The organism is Nocardioides pantholopis (assembly GCF_003710085.1).
GTDB lineage: Bacteria > Actinomycetota > Actinomycetes > Propionibacteriales > Nocardioidaceae > Nocardioides > Nocardioides pantholopis.
This window is the reverse complement of sequence record NZ_CP033324.1, coordinates 2,925,540-2,941,849: the sequence shown is the minus strand read 5'-3', so window position 1 is coordinate 2,941,849 and position 16,310 is coordinate 2,925,540. Positions and strand designations below refer to the sequence as shown.

18 protein-coding genes and 1 tRNA gene are annotated in these 16,310 nt (G+C 75.0%); 8 read left to right on the top strand and 11 right to left on the bottom strand.

Annotation, left to right across the window (positions count from 1 at the left end; all coding sequences use genetic code 11):
* Positions 1–408 carry a DUF6463 family protein gene (locus EBO35_RS14145; RefSeq protein ID WP_122818276.1) on the bottom strand — a complete coding sequence of 136 codons (408 nt, stop codon included), beginning with the start codon at positions 406–408 and terminating at the stop codon, positions 1–3.
* A gap of 75 nt (positions 409–483) precedes the next feature.
* On the opposite strand from EBO35_RS14145, the gene EBO35_RS14140 reads away from it, so the two are divergent.
* From EBO35_RS14140 to EBO35_RS14130, 3 genes are all read left to right on the top strand, one after another.
* Entirely contained in the window at positions 484–1,056 is a 573-nt protein-coding gene (locus EBO35_RS14140; protein WP_122818275.1) for a TetR/AcrR family transcriptional regulator, read from the top strand.
* Between the two features lie 130 nt (positions 1,057–1,186).
* A complete protein-coding gene (locus EBO35_RS14135; protein WP_122818274.1) occupies positions 1,187–1,480 on the top strand; it encodes a hypothetical protein in 294 nt (97 codons plus the stop codon).
* Positions 1,481–1,618: 138 nt separating this feature from the next.
* Positions 1,619–1,692: transfer RNA gene (locus EBO35_RS14130), tRNA-Met, on the top strand.
* Between the two features lie 56 nt (positions 1,693–1,748).
* On the opposite strand, the gene EBO35_RS14125 is transcribed toward EBO35_RS14130, so the two are convergent.
* The gene (locus tag EBO35_RS14125; protein ID WP_122818273.1) at positions 1,749–2,231 is read right to left on the bottom strand and encodes a hypothetical protein; all 483 of its coding nucleotides are present in this window, start codon (positions 2,229–2,231) and stop codon (positions 1,749–1,751) included.
* Between the two features lie 123 nt (positions 2,232–2,354).
* Positions 2,355–2,864: a MarR family winged helix-turn-helix transcriptional regulator gene (locus EBO35_RS14120; protein ID WP_164477974.1), complete on the bottom strand. Its 510-nt coding sequence runs from the start codon at positions 2,862–2,864 to the stop codon at positions 2,355–2,357.
* Positions 2,865–2,953: 89 nt separating this feature from the next.
* On the opposite strand from EBO35_RS14120, the gene EBO35_RS14115 reads away from it, so the two are divergent.
* From EBO35_RS14115 to EBO35_RS14105, 3 genes are all read left to right on the top strand, one after another.
* Positions 2,954–3,442: a PadR family transcriptional regulator gene (locus EBO35_RS14115; RefSeq protein WP_164477973.1), complete on the top strand. Its 489-nt coding sequence runs from the start codon at positions 2,954–2,956 to the stop codon at positions 3,440–3,442.
* On the top strand, positions 3,439–4,338 hold the full coding sequence (locus EBO35_RS14110; protein ID WP_122818271.1) for a CPBP family intramembrane glutamic endopeptidase: 900 nt from the start codon (positions 3,439–3,441) through the stop codon (positions 4,336–4,338). Before EBO35_RS14115 ends, EBO35_RS14110 begins: the two co-directional genes overlap by 4 nt.
* A gap of 201 nt (positions 4,339–4,539) precedes the next feature.
* Positions 4,540–5,154, top strand: coding sequence for a lysoplasmalogenase (locus tag EBO35_RS14105; protein WP_122818270.1), 615 nt, complete (start codon positions 4,540–4,542; stop codon positions 5,152–5,154).
* 1 nt (position 5,155) lies between these two features.
* On the opposite strand, the gene EBO35_RS14100 is transcribed toward EBO35_RS14105, so the two are convergent.
* A complete protein-coding gene (locus tag EBO35_RS14100) occupies positions 5,156–5,635 on the bottom strand; it encodes a winged helix-turn-helix domain-containing protein (RefSeq protein WP_122818269.1) in 480 nt (159 codons plus the stop codon).
* Positions 5,636–5,691: 56 nt separating this feature from the next.
* Here EBO35_RS14100 and EBO35_RS14095 point away from each other — a divergent pair, with 56 nt between their 5' ends.
* The gene (locus tag EBO35_RS14095; RefSeq protein WP_122818268.1) at positions 5,692–6,561 is read left to right on the top strand and encodes a S41 family peptidase; all 870 of its coding nucleotides are present in this window, start codon (positions 5,692–5,694) and stop codon (positions 6,559–6,561) included.
* A gap of 28 nt (positions 6,562–6,589) precedes the next feature.
* On the opposite strand, the gene EBO35_RS14090 is transcribed toward EBO35_RS14095, so the two are convergent.
* The 4 genes from EBO35_RS14090 to EBO35_RS14075 all read right to left on the bottom strand — a co-directional run bounded on the left by EBO35_RS14090 (position 6,590) and on the right by EBO35_RS14075 (position 11,318).
* On the bottom strand, positions 6,590–8,470 hold the full coding sequence (locus EBO35_RS14090) for an FtsX-like permease family protein (protein WP_122818267.1): 1,881 nt from the start codon (positions 8,468–8,470) through the stop codon (positions 6,590–6,592).
* Between the two features lies 1 nt (position 8,471).
* Positions 8,472–9,227 (bottom strand): ABC transporter ATP-binding protein, encoded by a 756-nt coding sequence (locus tag EBO35_RS14085; protein ID WP_122818266.1) that lies wholly within the window; start codon positions 9,225–9,227, stop codon positions 8,472–8,474.
* 145 nt (positions 9,228–9,372) lie between these two features.
* Positions 9,373–10,038 carry a response regulator gene (locus EBO35_RS14080; protein ID WP_122818265.1) on the bottom strand — a complete coding sequence of 222 codons (666 nt, stop codon included), beginning with the start codon at positions 10,036–10,038 and terminating at the stop codon, positions 9,373–9,375.
* Positions 10,035–11,318, bottom strand: a complete 1,284-nt coding sequence (locus EBO35_RS14075) for a sensor histidine kinase (RefSeq protein ID WP_164477971.1) — start codon at positions 11,316–11,318, stop codon at positions 10,035–10,037. The genes EBO35_RS14080 and EBO35_RS14075 overlap by 4 nt, the downstream gene beginning before the upstream one ends.
* 169 nt (positions 11,319–11,487) lie before the next feature.
* Here EBO35_RS14075 and EBO35_RS14070 point away from each other — a divergent pair, with 169 nt between their 5' ends.
* Positions 11,488–13,212: an alkaline phosphatase gene (locus tag EBO35_RS14070; RefSeq protein ID WP_164477970.1), complete on the top strand. Its 1,725-nt coding sequence runs from the start codon at positions 11,488–11,490 to the stop codon at positions 13,210–13,212.
* 51 nt (positions 13,213–13,263) lie between these two features.
* Here EBO35_RS14070 and EBO35_RS14065 read toward each other — a convergent pair whose 3' ends face one another.
* The 3 genes from EBO35_RS14065 to EBO35_RS14055 form a co-directional block, all read right to left on the bottom strand.
* Entirely contained in the window at positions 13,264–14,037 is a 774-nt protein-coding gene (locus tag EBO35_RS14065) for a carboxymuconolactone decarboxylase family protein (protein ID WP_122818262.1), read from the bottom strand.
* Between the two features lie 168 nt (positions 14,038–14,205).
* Positions 14,206–15,243, bottom strand: coding sequence for a GmrSD restriction endonuclease domain-containing protein (locus EBO35_RS14060; protein WP_122818261.1), 1,038 nt, complete (start codon positions 15,241–15,243; stop codon positions 14,206–14,208).
* Positions 15,240–16,268: an MsnO8 family LLM class oxidoreductase gene (locus EBO35_RS14055; RefSeq protein ID WP_122819791.1), complete on the bottom strand. Its 1,029-nt coding sequence runs from the start codon at positions 16,266–16,268 to the stop codon at positions 15,240–15,242. The genes EBO35_RS14060 and EBO35_RS14055 overlap by 4 nt, the downstream gene beginning before the upstream one ends.
* Positions 16,269–16,310: the final 42 nt, after the last annotated feature.

The window sequence follows — 16,310 nt, the reverse complement described above, 5'->3', positions numbered from 1 at the left end:
TCAGGGCACGGACACCGCGACGGCCGTGCTGCGGCGGGCGGACCGCACCCGCAGCCAGGCCAGGACGGCGATGGGGAAGAAGAGCCAGAAACCGCTCTGGGGGTCGAGGAGCACCCCCCAGGCGCCCAGCCCGAGGAGGGTGGGCGGCAGGACCGGAGCCGGGGAACCGAGCTGGCTCTCGGAGTGCCGGGAGAGCAGGCCGAGCGCCATCACGGCGACCCCCGACGTGGCGTACCAGAAGCCGGAGGCGCGGAGCGTCGTCGCCTCCGCATCGGCCTCGACGCTGAACAGGACGCCTCCCTCGACGACGCTGCGCAGCGCGTCGCCGAAGAAGACCGGGGTGGCGGCGAGGTGGACGGCACCGACGGCCAGGAGCCAGGTGCCGATGCGGACACGGGAGAGTCTCATGACCAGACCATACGGAATGGTATGGTCTGGTCGCATCCCGAATTCTGCCGAAGTTCGAGTGGTAGGAGGAGCCGCATGACGGCGCGCGATCAGTGGCTGGAGAAGGGCTTCGCCGTCCTGGCGGCCGAAGGCTTCCGTGCCGTCACCATCGAGCGGCTGTGTGCGGAGATGGGGCTGAGCAAGGGCAGCTTCTACCACCACTTCGGTGGGGTCCCGGGCTTCGAGGCTGCGCTCCTGGAGCACTTCGAGGCGGTCGAGACTCAGCGGTACGTCGATGCGGCCGAGGCCGATCCAGCCGCGTCGGCGCGCCAGCGGCTCGACCGGTTGCGGGCCGCGGTGGTCGCCGATGGCGACCGCGCCGCGGCGCTCGAGGTGGCGGTGCGTGCGTGGGCGGCCCAGGACGAGGCGGCTCGGGCGGCACTCGAACGGATCGACGGCCGGCGCCTGAGCTACCTGGAGTCGCTCTTCGTCGAGCTGACCGACGGCGGGCGCGAGGCCCGCGACCTCGCGCGCACCGTGTACCTGCTCCTGCTCGGCAGCTTCCACGTGCTGCCGCCGGTGCCGGTGGCGGAGGTCGGCCGGCTCTGGGATCGCGCCCTCGACACCCCCGGAGAGCTCCCGGATGTCCTCCCCAGCGGCCGCGCGTGACCGGAATCACCCTCGCCCACGGTGGTATTCGCGGATGGGTCTGCCGCTGCTGGGCACTGGCGGCTTTGATGCCGGGCGAGAGCGTCGCGGGTCATGGGGTCCGCGCGGGCCCGGCCCAAGGGGGAACTGCATGTCGAACCACACGAGCACGGCACCGGCGCGGACCGGCCGGCGCATCAGCACCGAGACCAAGGCGTCGTTCAAGACGACCGAGCTCATCGCGTACGTCGTCGTCGCGATCGCGGTGCTCATCGCATCGGCCGTCGTCGACGCCTCGGACTTCGGGCCGCAGGAGGCATGGTTCTACGTGACCCTGCTGACCATCGGCTACATGGTGAGCCGCGGCCTGGCGAAGTCCGGATCGCGCGACTTCTTCGACGACGACGCCGACGCTGCGCACGACGGTCAGCGCCGCGCCGTCTGAATCACGAGCTGAACGCCAGCCCCGCCGCCCGCACCTGGGTGGCGGGGCTTCGTGCGTCCGCACGGCCGGGTGCCGGCTCCGTCCCGCGGGGGCGGGGGTGAGCCGCCGAGCGGGGGCGGGTAACGTCCTCCTCACCGACGCGGGGTGGAGCAGCTCGGTAGCTCGCTGGGCTCATAACCCAGAGGTCGCAGGTTCAAATCCTGCCCCCGCTACCCGATGAAGGGCCCGCACAGAACCTGTGCGGGCCCTTCTCCTTTCAAGGCTGCGGCTAGCGCGTGCCGGGGGTGGCTCGGCGCACGGCCTTCTTCGAGGACTTCACGCCCGACTTCACGCCGGCCTTCGCGGCTCCCAGGATCCCCTGGCTCGCCAGCGTCAGTCCGGCCCCCACCAGCCACGAGTCCTTGGCCAGGCCCATGCCCTCCTGGCTGGGGCGGATGCCGTCGGCCAGGGTCATGGACGGGGTCCTGAAGTACATCCCCATCAGGCTCGCCCCGAAGCCGGACAGCGCCGCGCCGGCGACGGTCGCGGGCACCATCGGGGCGAGCAGTGCCGTGCCCACGGCGATCTCGCTGTAGGCGAGCAGCTTCGCGAACTTCTGCGGCTCCATGTCCTTGAAGAGCGCCGGATAGGTGGAGGCGGCGGCGCCGTGGAGGTACTGGGCCGTGCCCTCGTCGGCGCCGATCTTGCTGATGCCGGAGTTGAGGATGTACGCGCCGGTGGCGACACGGAGGGGGACATGAGTCGGATGCACGGCGGCTCCTCGGTCGGAAAGGGCAGGGTCCCTCGACCATAGTCCGCGGACCCGGGTGTCGCCCGGGTGCTGATCGCCGGGGGCGCCGCGACCGGCGTCCAAGGCGCGGGGCATGAGGTCTCCTCAGGTCTCGCGTGGGCGGTTCTCGGCGGGCCGGTCCGAGCCGAGGTCGGCGAGCGTGCCGATGATCGCGTCGTCGAGCCGGGCCAGGATCTCGCGGGCCGCGGCGACGTCGGCGGCCGAACCGATCGCCCGGTCCAGGCGGCGCACCGTGCTGCGGAAGAGGGGGCGGCACTCCTCGACCTTGGCGTGACCGGCGTCGGTGAGCTCGACCAGGCGGGAGCGGCCGTCGCGGGCGTTGCGGGTCCTGATGGCGTGCCCGTCGCGCTCCATCGCCTTGAGGTAGCCCGACAGCGTGGTCGGGCGGACGCCGAGGTGCTCGCTCAGCTGGCCCGGCGTGAGGGGGCCGCGGCCCAGCTGCGAGTAGACGGCGTACAGCGTCGCGGTGAGCCCGGCGGGCGCCAGTGCCGTGTCCAGGAGGGCCCCGAGGTGCTGGTCGAGGACGAACAGGTCCAGCGCGACGTTGCTGCCGGGGCGGTCCACGACGGCACGCCGCCGCCGGGGAGTCGTCATCCGCCGGAGTATAGGACGGTCGAGGCTGCTACGGTCCGGACATGCAACCGTCCGAATCAGACCGTGCATATCGGCCGGTTTCGTACGTCGTGCTCGGGCTGCTGGCCACCGCGGGGCCCCAGACCTCCTACGAGCTGGCGAGCAACGTCGAGGTGTCGGTGTCGTTCTTCTGGCCGGTGCCGCGCTCGCAGCTGTACGCCGAGCCGCAACGGCTGGCGGGCCTCGGACTGGTCTCGGCGACGCAGGAGGAGGGCGGCCGACGGCGTCGTACCTTCGCGATCACCGACGCCGGTCGCGCGGTGCTCGTCGCGTGGCTGGGCGAGGCAGCCGAGCCCGCGCAGTACCGCGACCCGGCGATGCTGCGGCTGTTCTTCATGGACGCCGCCCCGGATCTCGCCGCGCCCCTCGCGCGGCAGCGGGTCGAGGAGCTGACCGCCGCGCTCGAGTTCCTCCACCAGCCGGGGCTGGGCGGCGACCAGCCCAGTCACCGCCGCGTCCTGTCCTGGGGGCAGATGACGATGCGCGCGGACCTCGCCTTCTGGCGATCAGTGCTCGACGACCTCGAAGGACGCCCATGACCGCCCTGATCCGACGCCACCCGCTGACGGCGTTCTTCGTCCTCGCCTACCTGGGCTCCTGGACGGTGTGGAGCCCGTGGTGGCTCTCCCGCAGCGGCGTCGGGGTCCTGCCGTTCGAGCCGTCCTTCTCCGCGGTCGCCGGGATCAACCAGCTCGGGCTCTTCGCCGGCCCGTTCGCCGCCGCGCTGGTCGTCGCCCGGATAGCCGAGGGGCCCGGCGCACCGCGAAGACTGCTGGATCGCGTCCTGCAGTGGCGGGTCCGCCAGCGCTGGTACGTCCTCGCTCTCGTCGCCATCCCGCTCGCCACCGCCGCCGGCTACCTGCTGTCGCCCGGCACCGCCCTGTCCCCGGAGGACGGCGCCGCCGCCACGTCGGTGCTGGTGACCACCACGTTCCTCGTCTACCTGCTCGGCGGGCCGATCCAGGAGGAGCCCGGCTGGCGCGGCTTCGCCCTGCCCCGGCTCCAACGACGCCTGCACCCGATGACCGCGGCCCTCGTCCTCGGGGTGATCCACTGCTGCTGGCACGCCCCGCTGTTCCTCACCGAGGAGTGGGACACCGCCCGGCAGGATCCCGGGCAGCTGCTGGCCTATCTCGTGCTCGTGGTGAGCATGTCGTTCGTGCTGTCCTGGCTCGCCAACGGCGCCGACGGCTCCGTGCTGCTCGTCGTCCTCGGCCACAACGCCGTCAACTGGGCGCTCTTCAGCGCCGGGCACCTCACCGGAGAGCCGGTCGCCGACAACTGGCCCGCCGCGATCGGCCTCGCGGTGCTCGCGTCCATCGCCGTCGTCACGACCCGAGGACGGCTCGGGCACCCGAGCACCCGGGGCGGGGGAGGTGCGCTGACCGAACCGGCACCGGACGTCCTAGGCGGTCGGGCGCGGTCAGGTCGGTAGCCGGCCCACGACCACCACGGCGGGTGGCGCTCACCGGATCGTCCTGCCCCGGGACCGGGTCCCCGCTGTCGACATCGGTGACGCGCGTGCCGGCGGGGGCGTCGGGTACTGCCCCTGCGGCGGCCCTCCGGGCCGCCGATCGCGTCGTAGGGTTCCGCGATCACGTCGGAGACGGGCCAGGACGTGGCCGAAGGAGACCGGATGAGCGAGCAGTCCCGCGACGAGGGCGTGATCGGCTGGGTCCGGCGGGTCGGCAAGCCGCTGCTCGTGCCGGCGCTGGCCGTCCGGATCCTCCGGGCCCCGCACGGGCCGGGCCGGTCCCGCGTGCTCGCGGCCCTGGGACTCTCCTGGGGTGGGGACCTCGCCCTGAACCGGCACGGCAACGGCGCGTTCCTCGCCGGGCTGGGCTCCTTCCTCGCCGCGCACCTCGCCTACATCTCGGCGTTCCGCCGGCTGTCGTCCGCGCCGGTCCTGGCCACACCCGGGCGTCGCCGGGCCCTGTTGGCCGGCGGCACCGGGTCCGCGCTGATGGCGCTGGCCGCCGGCCGCGGCGACCGGGCGCTGGCGGCACCCGTCGCGGCGTACGGCGTCACGCTGTCCGCCCTGGCCGCGTCGGCCGCGGCGGTCGACCGTGGCCCGGGCCGGGGCCACCTGCTGGCCGGCACGGCGCTCTTCTTGACGTCCGACGTGCTGATCGGGGTCCGCAAGTTCTTCGCCGGCGACCGCGGCACCGCGCTGGAGGCCGCCGTCCTGACGACGTACGCCGCCGCGCAGTGGTCGATCGGCGAGGGCCTGGTCCGGCGGTGGCGGGGATAGGTCAGCGCGGGTAGACGCTGACCAGCACGCCGTACGACGGCTCCCGCTCGCCCGCCGGCTCCAGCTCGGTGACCACGCGGTCGAGGTGCCGGGCGAGGGCCTCGGCCTGCCGGCGGGTGAGCCGGACGGTGCGGTGGTTGAGCAGCGGGTCGGGGGCGGCCGCGACCTCGTCGGCGACCGAAGCGAGCATCGCGCGGGTCGCGTCGCGGGTGTCGCCGGCGAGCCGGAGCTGGGGGGTCGTGGCGAGGTAGTACTGCTCGGTGCCGCCACGGACGGTGCGGGTCGGGCCGGGCGCGAGCAGGCCGCTGGCGACCAGGACCTTCACGTGGTGGGCCACGTTGCCCTTGTTGGTCGCGAGCCGGTGGGCGAGCTGGCTGACCGTCGCGCCCTCGCGCCCCACCGCCCGCCAGATGCGGTGCCGCATCGGGTGGTCGAAGGCGCGCAGCTGGGCCGGGGTGGCGGTCTCGACGGGGTCGGTCACCAGTCAAGCGTCAAGAGCAGTAGACGCTTTGTCAACGGCCCGGGTCCACTGGTCGCATGATGCTCTCCGAGATCCAGCACCTGGTCCGCTCCCGCTACGTGTTCCCCGACGTCGCAGCCGAGATCGCGGTAGCCCTCGATGCCGTGGTGCTCACCGGCACCGACGAGGCCGCGGACGCCGTCACGCTCAGCGCTGCCCTCCAGTCCGTGAACGGGGACCGCCACCTCCGGGTCCAGCACTGTCCCGGGGGCGTGCCCAGCCAGGTCGACGAGGAGTCGGTGCGTGCCTGGTTCGCCCAGGTCGTCCGCGACGAGGGGCCCGGCATCACCGAGGTACGACGGCTGGGCGGCCGGGCCGGTCTGGTCGCCCTCGGCGCGATCATCCCGCCGCCGGAGCACGTCGGCCCCGCTGCGGCGGCGGCGTTCACGCTGCTGGCGGGCCTCGAGCGCCTGGTCCTCGACCTACGCGGCTGCCTGGGCGGCGTGCCGGAGTCGGTGGCGCTGCTGGTCAGCCACCTGGCTGGTGACGAGCCGGTGCACCTGCAGGACCTGGTGGCCCGCGACGGCACCGTGGTCCGCTCCTGCACCACGCCGTCGGTCACCCCGAAGGTGCCGGCCGACGTGGCGGTCGACGTGCTCACCAGCGCGCGGACCTTCAGCGGCGGGGAGGAGCTGGCCTACGACCTCCAGGCCCTCGGCCGCGCCCGGGTCGTCGGCGAGATCACCGGCGGTGGCGCGCACCCGCGGGAGGCCTTCGACCTCACCGCGCACCTGCAGCTGCACGTGCCCACCGCCGTCCCGGTCAACGCGGTGACCGGGACGAACTGGGAGGGCGTCGGCGTGCTGCCCGACCTCGCCTGCCCGGCATCGCGGGCCCTGGACGTCGCGCTCGCGACCGACCGCCGGCCAGGCCCCGCGCTGCGGTGACCCGGCCGGCGGCACAGCCGCCCGGTGCTCACCGGCGGGCGGCCGCCGGGACCGAGCACGCGACCGAGACGAGGACGACCAGCCCGACCAGGACGCCGTACGTCGTGACGTCGAGGACCGGGACCACCGGGCCGAGCAGGCCGAGGGACACCCCGAGGACGGCCGGTACGACGGCGAGGGTCCCGATCACGATCGCGGCGGTCGCGGTGATGGCGGACTCGACCAGTGCCAGCCGCACCTGCTGCGGGCGGGTGAGGCCGATCCGGCCCAGCAGGGCCCGCTCCCCGCGCCGCCCGGCGGTGAGCATGACCAGCGCGTTCGCGGCGCCGACCAGCATGAAGCCCAGCAGTGCCAGCAGCAGGACCGCGGAGAGTCGCTGCTGGCCCTCGCCGGCGGCGGTGGCCGACTCCACGTAGCCCTGCTGGCTCACCGTCTCCAGCCCGAGGTCGCGCAGCCCGCCCGCCACGGTGTCGGGAGCTCCCGAGGAGACCAGCACCGTGTCGACGGGCCGGTCCAGCCGGTGCTCGGCGAGGGTCGCCTCGCCGAGGGTGTAGTCCCCGAACCCGAGGCCGCGGTCGTACACCGCGACGACCCGCAGCTCGGTCGTCTCGCCGCCGGCGAGCTGGACGGCGACCGTGTCGCTCATCCCGTGCCCGATCGTGAAGCGGGCGTCGCTGCTGACCGCGATGCTGCCGGCGTCGTCGAGGTCGTCGAGCGAGCCGGCGACGACGTCGGGGTCGTAGGAGGCGTCCGGGCCGCCGAGGGGCAGGACCCGTAGCTGGTAGGGCTCCCAGGAGAGGCCCTCGAGCCCGGCGATCTCCTCGTCGTCGGTGCGGACCCGCGCGGGGACCGCCGCGAGCGCCGTGGTGCTGTCGACCTCCGGGAGGTCCTGGATCCGGGCGATCTCCTCGTCGTCGAGGCCGTCGGGCGCGGTGACGACCAGGTCCGCCTGCAGCCCGTCGCTCAGCTGCTGGGCCGCGGCGTCGCCGAGCGCGTCGCCGGTGCTGGTCTGGACGGTCCCGACCGCGATCACCGCGGCGAGCGGCACGATCACGGCCGTCAGCCGGCGGGAGAACCCGCGGGTGTTCGCGAAGGCGAGCCGGGTGACGGGGCGGCGTCGCCCGCCGCCCGCCCGGCCCGAGGACCCGAGCGCCCAGGCCACGAGGACCGGCCCCGCGAGCGCGGCCGCCGCGACGAGCAGCAGCGCGGAGCTGGCGGCGGTCGCGCCGCCGATCGTCCCCGGAACCACGAGCGGCGTGCCGGCTGCGGCCAGACCGCCGGCGGCGGTCACCGCGGCCAGCACCCGGCGGGTCCGGCCGACCTCCCGCGGCTCCGCGAGCGTGGCGGTCACCGCCGCGGTCGGCGGCAGCCGGAGGGTCTCGCGGGTCGCCAGGAACGCGGCGGCCACGGCCACCGGCGCGAGCACCACGACGGCGCCGAGGACGGGAAGCGGGGAGAGGGTCAGGGAGAACCCGGGCGGCACGATGCCGGCGTCGGTGAGCAGCGGCGTCGTCAGCCGGGCGGCGGCGAGCCCCGGCAGGGCGCCCAGGGGTGCGACCACCGCGGTCAGCAGGAGCAGCTCGGCGGCCACCATCCGGCGTACCTGGCGGCGGGTGGCACCCAGGGCGCGCAGGACCGCGAGGTCCCGCTGGCGCGGGCGCATCGCCAGGCTCACCGTGGCCGCGACGACCAGGATCACCACGACGGAGGCGGTCCCGATGAAGGACCCGGCGAGCACGGTCAGCAGGCTGGCGTCACCGGTCCCGTCGGTGGGGCGGGGCGCCCGGACCCCGGACTCGATGAGGACGCCGGCGGCCGACAGCACGGCCGCGGCCAGGGCGACGACGACGATCGTCCCGATCAGCGACGACAGGTGCGCCGCGATGTTGGAGCGGGCCAGGCGCCACATGTCAGGCACCGCCCATCGAGAGCATGGTGGCGGCGATCTGCTCGGGGGTCGCGCGCTCGACGCGGTCCACCAGCCGGCCGTCGGCCAGGAACGCCACGCTGTCGGCCGCGGCCGCGACGTGCGGGTCGTGGGTGACCACGACGACGGTCTGGGAGAACCGGTCAGCGGCGGCCCGGAGGACGGACAGGACCTGGGCTCCGGTCCGGGAGTCGAGGGCCCCGGTCGGCTCGTCGGCGAAGACGACTGTCGGCTTCGCGAACAGGGCGCGGGCGATGGCGACCCGCTGCGCCTGGCCGCCGGAGAGCTCGGTCGGGCGGCGCTGCTCCATCCCGCTCAGCCCGACGGCGTCGAGGAGCTCGGCCCGCCAGGCCGGGTCCGGGGTGCGGCCCGCGAGGACCACCGGCAGCTCGATGTTGTCGGCCACTGACAGGTGCGCGATGAGGTTGTAGGCCTGGAAGACGAAGCCGACGTGCTCGCGGCGGAAGCGGGTGAGGGCGTCCGCGGACAGGCCGCTGACGTCGCGCCCGCCGATGACGACCTGGCCGCTGGTGGGGGAGTCCAGGCCGGCGGCGCAGTTCAGCAGCGTCGACTTCCCGGACCCGGAGGGGCCCATCACCGCGGTGAAGGACCCCATCGGCAGGCTGAGCGACACCCCCCGCAGCGCGTGGACGGGCTCCGGGCCCGGGTAGGTCTTGTGGACGTCGTGCAGCCCCACGGCCGTGGTGCTGGGACGCAGGGACGGAGAGGTGGTGGGCACGAGGTGCTCCTGGGGGTCGTGGAGTGGACTACCACGACGCTAGGGAGCGCCGGCGCGCCGTACGAGCGCCGAAGGATCGAACCTGGCGGCCTCCATCCTTCGATGTAGGCCGCCCCCACCCCGGCCGCGGACCGCCCGCCCGGGGTCAGGTCGGCAGGTCGACGATGCGGTTCTGGTAGGCCCACACGGCGGCCTGCAGCCGCGAGCGCACGCCCAGCTTGGGCAGGATGCGGGCCAGGTGCGACTTCACCGTGGACACCTCGAGCACCAGCGCCTCGGCGATCTCCTCGTTCGACATCCCCTGGGCCAGCAGCAGCACGATGTCGAGCTCGCGCGCGGTGAGGAGGTCGGTGCCCCGAGCCGCGGTGACGGGTTGGATCCGGCGGCGGCTCAGCACCTCGCCGACCACCCGCTTGGTGAGGGTGTCGTCGAGGGTCCCGTTGCCGGCGGCGACCGAGCGGACGGCCCGCACCAGGACCGCCGGGTCGGCGTCCTTGAGCTGGAAGCCGGACGCACCGGCCTCGAGCGCCCCGAACAGGTACTCGTCGATCTCGAACGTCGTGAGCACCAGCACCGGGATCGGGTCCTCGACGTCCGGGCCGGCCAGGGCCCGGGTGGCGGCGATGCCGTCCAGGCGGGGCATCCGGATGTCCATGCAGACGACGTCGGGCCGCAGCCGGCGGGCCACCTCCACGGCCTCCTCGCCGTCGGCGGCCGTCCCCACCACCTCGATGTCCGGCTCGGTGCCGAGCAGGGTCACCAGGCCCGCGCGCACCAGCGGATGGTCGTCGGCCACGACGGTGCGGATCACGATGCTCCCCTCTCGTCCGGTGCGGCTGCCCGGACCTCTCCGGTCAGCTGGCCCGGCACTTCCCCGGGCCCCTCCCTGGGCACCCGCATGGTCACCTGCCAGCCGCCGTCCTGGGTCGACCCGGCCTCGAGGGTGGCGTTGGTCAGGTCGGCGCGCTCCCGCATGCCGACGAGCCCGAATCCGGTGCCGGGAGCCGGGGACGGGGCTCCGGGCGCGGGGCCGTTGCGCACGCTCACCACCACCGCGTCGTCGGCCCGGGCGTCGACGCTCACCCGGCTCGCGGCGCCGGGGGCGTGCCGGGCCGCGTTGGACAGGGCCTCCTGGACGGCGCGGAAGGCGGCGAGCTGGGCGAGCGGGCCGACCTCCCGGCCGGGGACGTCGGGGTCGCCGAGCATCGTGAACTCCACGTCGCGGCCGGCCGCCGCGACCTCGGTCACCAGGTCGGGGATCCCGGCCAGCGTCTCGGGGCGCGAGCCCGCGGCGGCCTGCTGGTCGCGGAGCAGGCCGACCAGGCTGCGCAGGTCGCGCAGCACCAGCGTGGCCTGGTCGCGGACCTGGTGGACAGCATGCTTCGCGCCGACCGGATCGGTGTCGATCTGCCGCTCGACCGCGGCGGCCAGGACCGCGATGCCGGTCAGATGGTGGGCCGCGATGTCGTGCAGCTCGCGGGCCATGTCGGTCCGCTCGCGGGCGATGGCCGCCTGCACCAGCGCGTCCTGCTCGCGGGCCACGGCCCGTCCCTGGGCGGCCCGGGCCTGCTTGCTCTCCCGGAGGGCCCGGACCCAGGTGGCGGCGAGCAGCGCCACGCCCACGGTCCCCGCGGCCTGGAGCAGGGAGCCGCCGAGCGCCTCGGCCGGGGGGACGCCGAGGTCGTCGCCGACGATCAGCCCGCTGAGCAGAATGGCCCCGGCGACGACGCCGAGCGGCAGCGCCAGGGCGCCGACCGGCCGGGTGCTCGCGGCGAGGTAGACCGCCACGAGGATGGCCAGGGAGGTGATGCTCGCCGCGTCCGCCGCACCGGCCAGCGCGACCAGGGGCGCCGGGAGCGCGGTGCCGATCAGCGCCGCCCGCGGCCGGCTGCGGACCCACAGCAGGGCGACGGCCTGGGCCACGACGCCGAGGGCCGTCAGCCGCCAGGCGGGCTCGCGCGGGGACGGGACCACCGTCGCGGCCTCCCCGATCAGGGTCACCGCCACGAGGGCGACGAGCGCCAGCGATCCGCAGCCGATCGCGACGGCGTACGGGGCGTGGCTGGGCGACTCCTGGCGCGACGTCCCCACCTCCTCACCCGCGTCGACGTCGTCGAGGGTAGCGAGGGTCCTCCCCGCCCGGAGCGCGGCACGGTCGGGAACCGGTCACCTGCTCGACGTCTCCCGGTCAGCCGACCCCCTCCGTGCGGACGCGCAGCCACGGGACGGTGCGGAGGTCAGCCAACCCGAAAGGACTCCCGTGCACGCACCTCAGCGCCACACCGTCGCGATCGGGGGACTCGCGTCCCTCGTCGCCCTCGGCACCATGGCCGCCGCCATCGCCGTTCCCGCCGCGCCCCAGCAGGACGCCGGCCCGGAGCGGTCGGCGCAGCTCGCCGGCCAGATCGACCCGGCCAAGCCCCGCAACGTCATCCTGATCATCGGCGACGGCATGGACGACTCGGTCATCACCGCCGCCCGCAACTACGAGTACGGCGCCGGCGGCCGCTTCCCGGCGCTGGACGCGCTGCCGTTCACCGGCGCGATGACGACGTACGGCCTCCAGGCCGGCGCCGGACCGGACTATCCGATCGCCTACGTCTCCGACTCCGCGCCCACCGCCAGCGCCTGGTCGACGGGGCGCAAGACCATCGACGGGCGGATCTCCCAGGGCCCGAGCGCCGCGTCCACCACCCCCGGCGTCGACTACGAGACCGTGCTGGAGAAGCACCATGCGGCCGGCAAGCGGGTCGGCAACATCAGCACCGCCGAGATCACCGACGCCACCCCCGCCGCTGCTGGCGCCCACATCAGCCAGCGGGGCTGCCAGGGCCCGGCGGACACCGCGAGGAGCTGCGCCGGGGAGGCGAAGCCCGCGGGCCGGGGGTCGATCGCCGAGCAGCTGGTCGACAACCGGATCGACGTGCTGATGGGCGGCGGTCGCAGCCGCTTCCAGCAGGCCACCACCGCCGGTCCCACGGCGCTGGCCTACGCGCAGTCGCGGCACGGGTACCGCCTGGTCTCGGACGCGGCCGAGCTGGACGCGGTCACCTCGCTGAGCGACGGGCCGGTCCTGGGCCTGTTCGCGAACGGCAACCTGACGCCGAGGTACCGGCCGCTGGTGGCCACCGCCGCCGGGGCGGGCGGCCCGGACACCACCTGCACCCCCGCGGACCGCGGCACCCAGCCCGACCTCTCGACGATGATGGAGAAGTCGATCGCCCTGCTGGACAACCCGGACGGGTTCTTCCTGCAGGCGGAGAGCGCGATGATCGACAAGCAGGAGCACGCCTCGGACATCTGCGGTGCCATCGGCGACCTCGCCGAGCTCGACGAGACCGTCGCGGTCGCGCTGGACTACCAGCGGACCCACCCCGACACCCTCGTCGTCGTCACCGGCGACCACGCGCACTCGACCCAGATCGTGGCCGGCAACCCCGATGACGGGGTCCAGCGCGCGACGGTCAGGACCGCCGACGGCGACCCGATGACCGTGGCGTACTCCACCAACGCGGTGGGCTCGGACCACACCGGCGCCCAGATCCGGGTCGCGGCCTCCGGCCCGCAGGCGGCCAACGTCACCGGCGTGATCGACCAGACCGACCTGTTCCACACGCTGCTGGGCCGCGCTCCCAGCACGCTGCCCGGCTCCGGCACGCCCGGCCCCGGCACGCCCGGCCCCGGGGCACCCGCACCGGCGCGGCCGTCGGCGTCGGTGCTGGCCGGCGCGTCGGCCCTCTCCACCAAGGCCCTGGCCCGGCGGGGGCTGCGGGTCGTCGTGGCCGCCGCCGGCGCCACGACGGTCCGGGTCAGGCTGGTGCAGAGGGGCAGGACCCTCGCGAGTCGGGCCACCCGGGCCGCCGGGGGAACGTTGACCCTGCGGACCCGGAAGGCCACCCGGGGCCCGGTCCGGGTCGTGGTGACCGCGACCGGCCGGGGCGGCGTCGCCACCGCCAGCGACACCGTGCGGGTCAGCAGGAGGTAGCTGCCGGCGGCCCGGTCGGCGAGCCCGGAGGGGTTCGCCGGCCGGGCCGGCTCACGGCTCGGGGGCGGGCGCAGCCGGCGCGGTCTCGTCGAGGACCCGCAGCCCGTTCAGGGTGCGGGGATAGCCGATGAACGGCAGCAGCTGGGTCAGCACCGCCAGCAGGGTGCCGCGGTCGTTCCCGACCCGGACGTTGCCGGCGACGTGGCCGGCGACCTGGGGCTCGCAGCCGCCGAGCGAGACCAGCATCGCGAACGTCAGCAGCTCGCGGGTCGGCAGGTCGAGGCCGTCGCGGGTGACGTAGTCGCCGAAGCAGTTCGCCGACAGGTGGCGCTGGAGGTGCTGGGAGTCCGCCGGCGCGGCGGCGTACATCGCCTGGAGCGCCTGCCTCCCGGCGACCTCCCGCTGCCGGGCCAGCCCCTTCTTCATCCGGTCCTGCGGGGTGGTGGTGGCCCGGCCCGGCAGCGGCAGGTCCACCCCGCGCTCGCCGAGCACGTCGTTCGTCGTGTTCAGGAACTCCAGGACCGGCCCCATGCCGACGTACGGCACCGCCTGGTAGACGACCTCCCTGGCCTCGACCGGGGTGACGCCCACGGTGAGCGCCGCACCGAGCATCCGGCGGTAGGAGGCGTGCGCCCCGCCCGCGATCAGGGCCGCCAGCTGGACCATCAGGCGCAGCCGAGGCGTCAGCCCCCCGTCCTGGAGGACCTCGTCGAAGGCGAAGTTGTCGAAGACCTCGACCAGCTCGGGGTCGGTGACGGCCAGCGGGGAGACGTGGCCGCGGAAGAGCTCGTCGTGGGTGCGGCGAGCCCGGTCGCTCAACGCCATGGGGGACCTCCGAGGGGACCGAGAGACTCACCGCGTCGCGCGGTGATCGCCGAGGGCGGCTCGTGCACCTGGCCGCGGACGCCGGCCCGGTCGTGTCTGCCTTCGACGGTAGGTCCTGGCGGCGACGACGGGAAGGTGCTGGCGCCACCTGCGTCCGCCGCCGGCGGGTCAGGACTCGCAGACCACGCCGTCCCCGTCGTTGTCGCGGTACCAGGAGTACTCGGGGTCCTGGCCCCGGACGTAGGGGCCGTAGCCGGCGTCGAGGACCGAGTAGCAGAAGTCGAAGCGCGGGTCCGTGCCGCCGGCCGCCGGGGGCGCCGGGGGCGGGGACGGGACGCGGGTCGCCGCGGGCGCCGGGGCCGGAGGCAGCGAGGCCGCGTCGGAGGGCCGGGCGTCGGCGGTGGAGCCGGTCGGGGTGACCGCCGCGATGCGGACAGTCGTACGCCGCGCGCCGCAGCGCTCGGCGTACTCGGCCAGCGCCGCCCGCTCGGTCTCGTCCACGCTGAGCTGCCAGCGGGTCTTCACCGCGACCCAGGACGAGACGTACACGCAGCTCTGGTAGGCCGGCATCCACTCGGCCGGGTCGGCGGCGGACTTGGACCGGTTCGAGGACGCCGAGACCGCGATCAGCGCGCGGCGCTCCCCGAGGTCGTTGGCGAACGCGCGCCGCCGGGCGGGGTCCCAGGCGTGGGCGCCGGACGACCACGCCTCCGCGAGCGGAACCAGGTGGTCGACGTCGAAGTCGGCGGCGTGGCCGGTGGTCTCCTGGTCGTAGTAGGAGAACCACTCGCCGGCCAGGACCGTGCAGCCCGCGCCGAGGGTGGCGCCGGGAGCCCGGTTCTGGGTGATCAGCACCTCCCGGCGGGTGTCGCAGCCGTTGCCGTCCGCGTCGTCCCAGTGCGGGAACAGATCCCGGTCGTAGCCGCCGGCGTGCTCGGGGCGGACCGGGAGGGCGGCGACGGCGTCGCGCAGGGTGGTCCGCACGACCTCGCCGGGTCGCGCGTCCACGGTGGGTGCGGGCGCCGGGTCCGGGGCCGGTGCTGGGGGAGGTGTCGGGGTCTCGGTCGGCTCCGCGGCGGCTGTCGGGTCGGAGACCTCGGCGGGGCCGACCGGCCCGAGGTCGCTGCAGCCGGCCAGTCCGCCGGCCGCGCCGAGGGCCAGGGCGAGCGCGGACAGCCGCAGCCGCCACGGTCGGGGGACCCTCATCGGTCCGCCTCCGGGGTCAGGCCGAACGCTCGGGCCAGCAGCTCGTGGGAGCGGATCCGGTCGTCCGGGTCGGCGATCAGGTTCTGAACCATCACCTCGTCGGCACCGCTCTCCGCGACCATCCGCTCCAGGGTGGCGCGGACGTCGTCGGGACCGCCCGCGACGAACCGCGGCCACCGGCCCGCCTCGATCGTGGTGGGCTCCGCCGCCTGGGCCGGCGTCAGCTCCCGGGCCGCCTCCTGCGCCGACGGGATCGTGGCCGCGCCACCGGCCCGTCCCAGCCGGGCGTAGAAGCCCTTCGCCGAGCCCGCCAGGCGCTCGCCCTCGGCCCGGGTCTCGCCGACGGTGACGTTGACGGCGAGGATCGCGCGCGGCGCCTCCAGCCCGAAGCCCTGCGGGCGGAACGTCTCGCGGTAGTGCCGCAGCGCCGCAGCCGCGCCGGCGGGGTTGATGAAGCCGGCGAACGTGTAGCCGATGCCGAGCCCCGCGGCCAGGTTCGAGCCGCTCGGGCTCGAGCCCAGCAGCCAGGTCTGCGGCACCCCGGGGGTGGTGCGGACCAGCGGGTGCGCCGCGAACGGGTGGTCCTCGGGAAACGGGCCGTAGAGCCAGGACACCGTCTCCAGGACCTGCTGCTGGTGGTCGGGCCGGCTCGGCTGGCGGCGGTCCGGCTGGAGCGCCAGGTCGAGGACCGGCCCGGACGTCGCCCGCCCCATGCCCAGGTCGATGCGGCCGGGGGCCATCGCCTCGAGCTGCTGGAACATCTCGGCGACCTTGAACGGGCTGTAGTGGTTCATCAGCACCGCGCCGGATCCCAGCCGGATCCTCGAGGTCTGGGTCGCGGCTGCCGCGATCAGCAGCTCGGGGTGGTGCGAGGCGCCAGACCGGCTGGCGTGGTGCTCGGCGAACCACACCCGGTGGAAGCCGGTCGCCTCCGCGTGCCGGGTCACTGCCAGCGAGTCCGCCAGCGCCTCGGTCTCGGTGCTGCCGGGGGCGACGGTGCCCAGGTCGACGACGGACAGCCTCATCGGCAGCGCTCCTGGCGGGTCGGGGTCACCGACGCAGTCTGG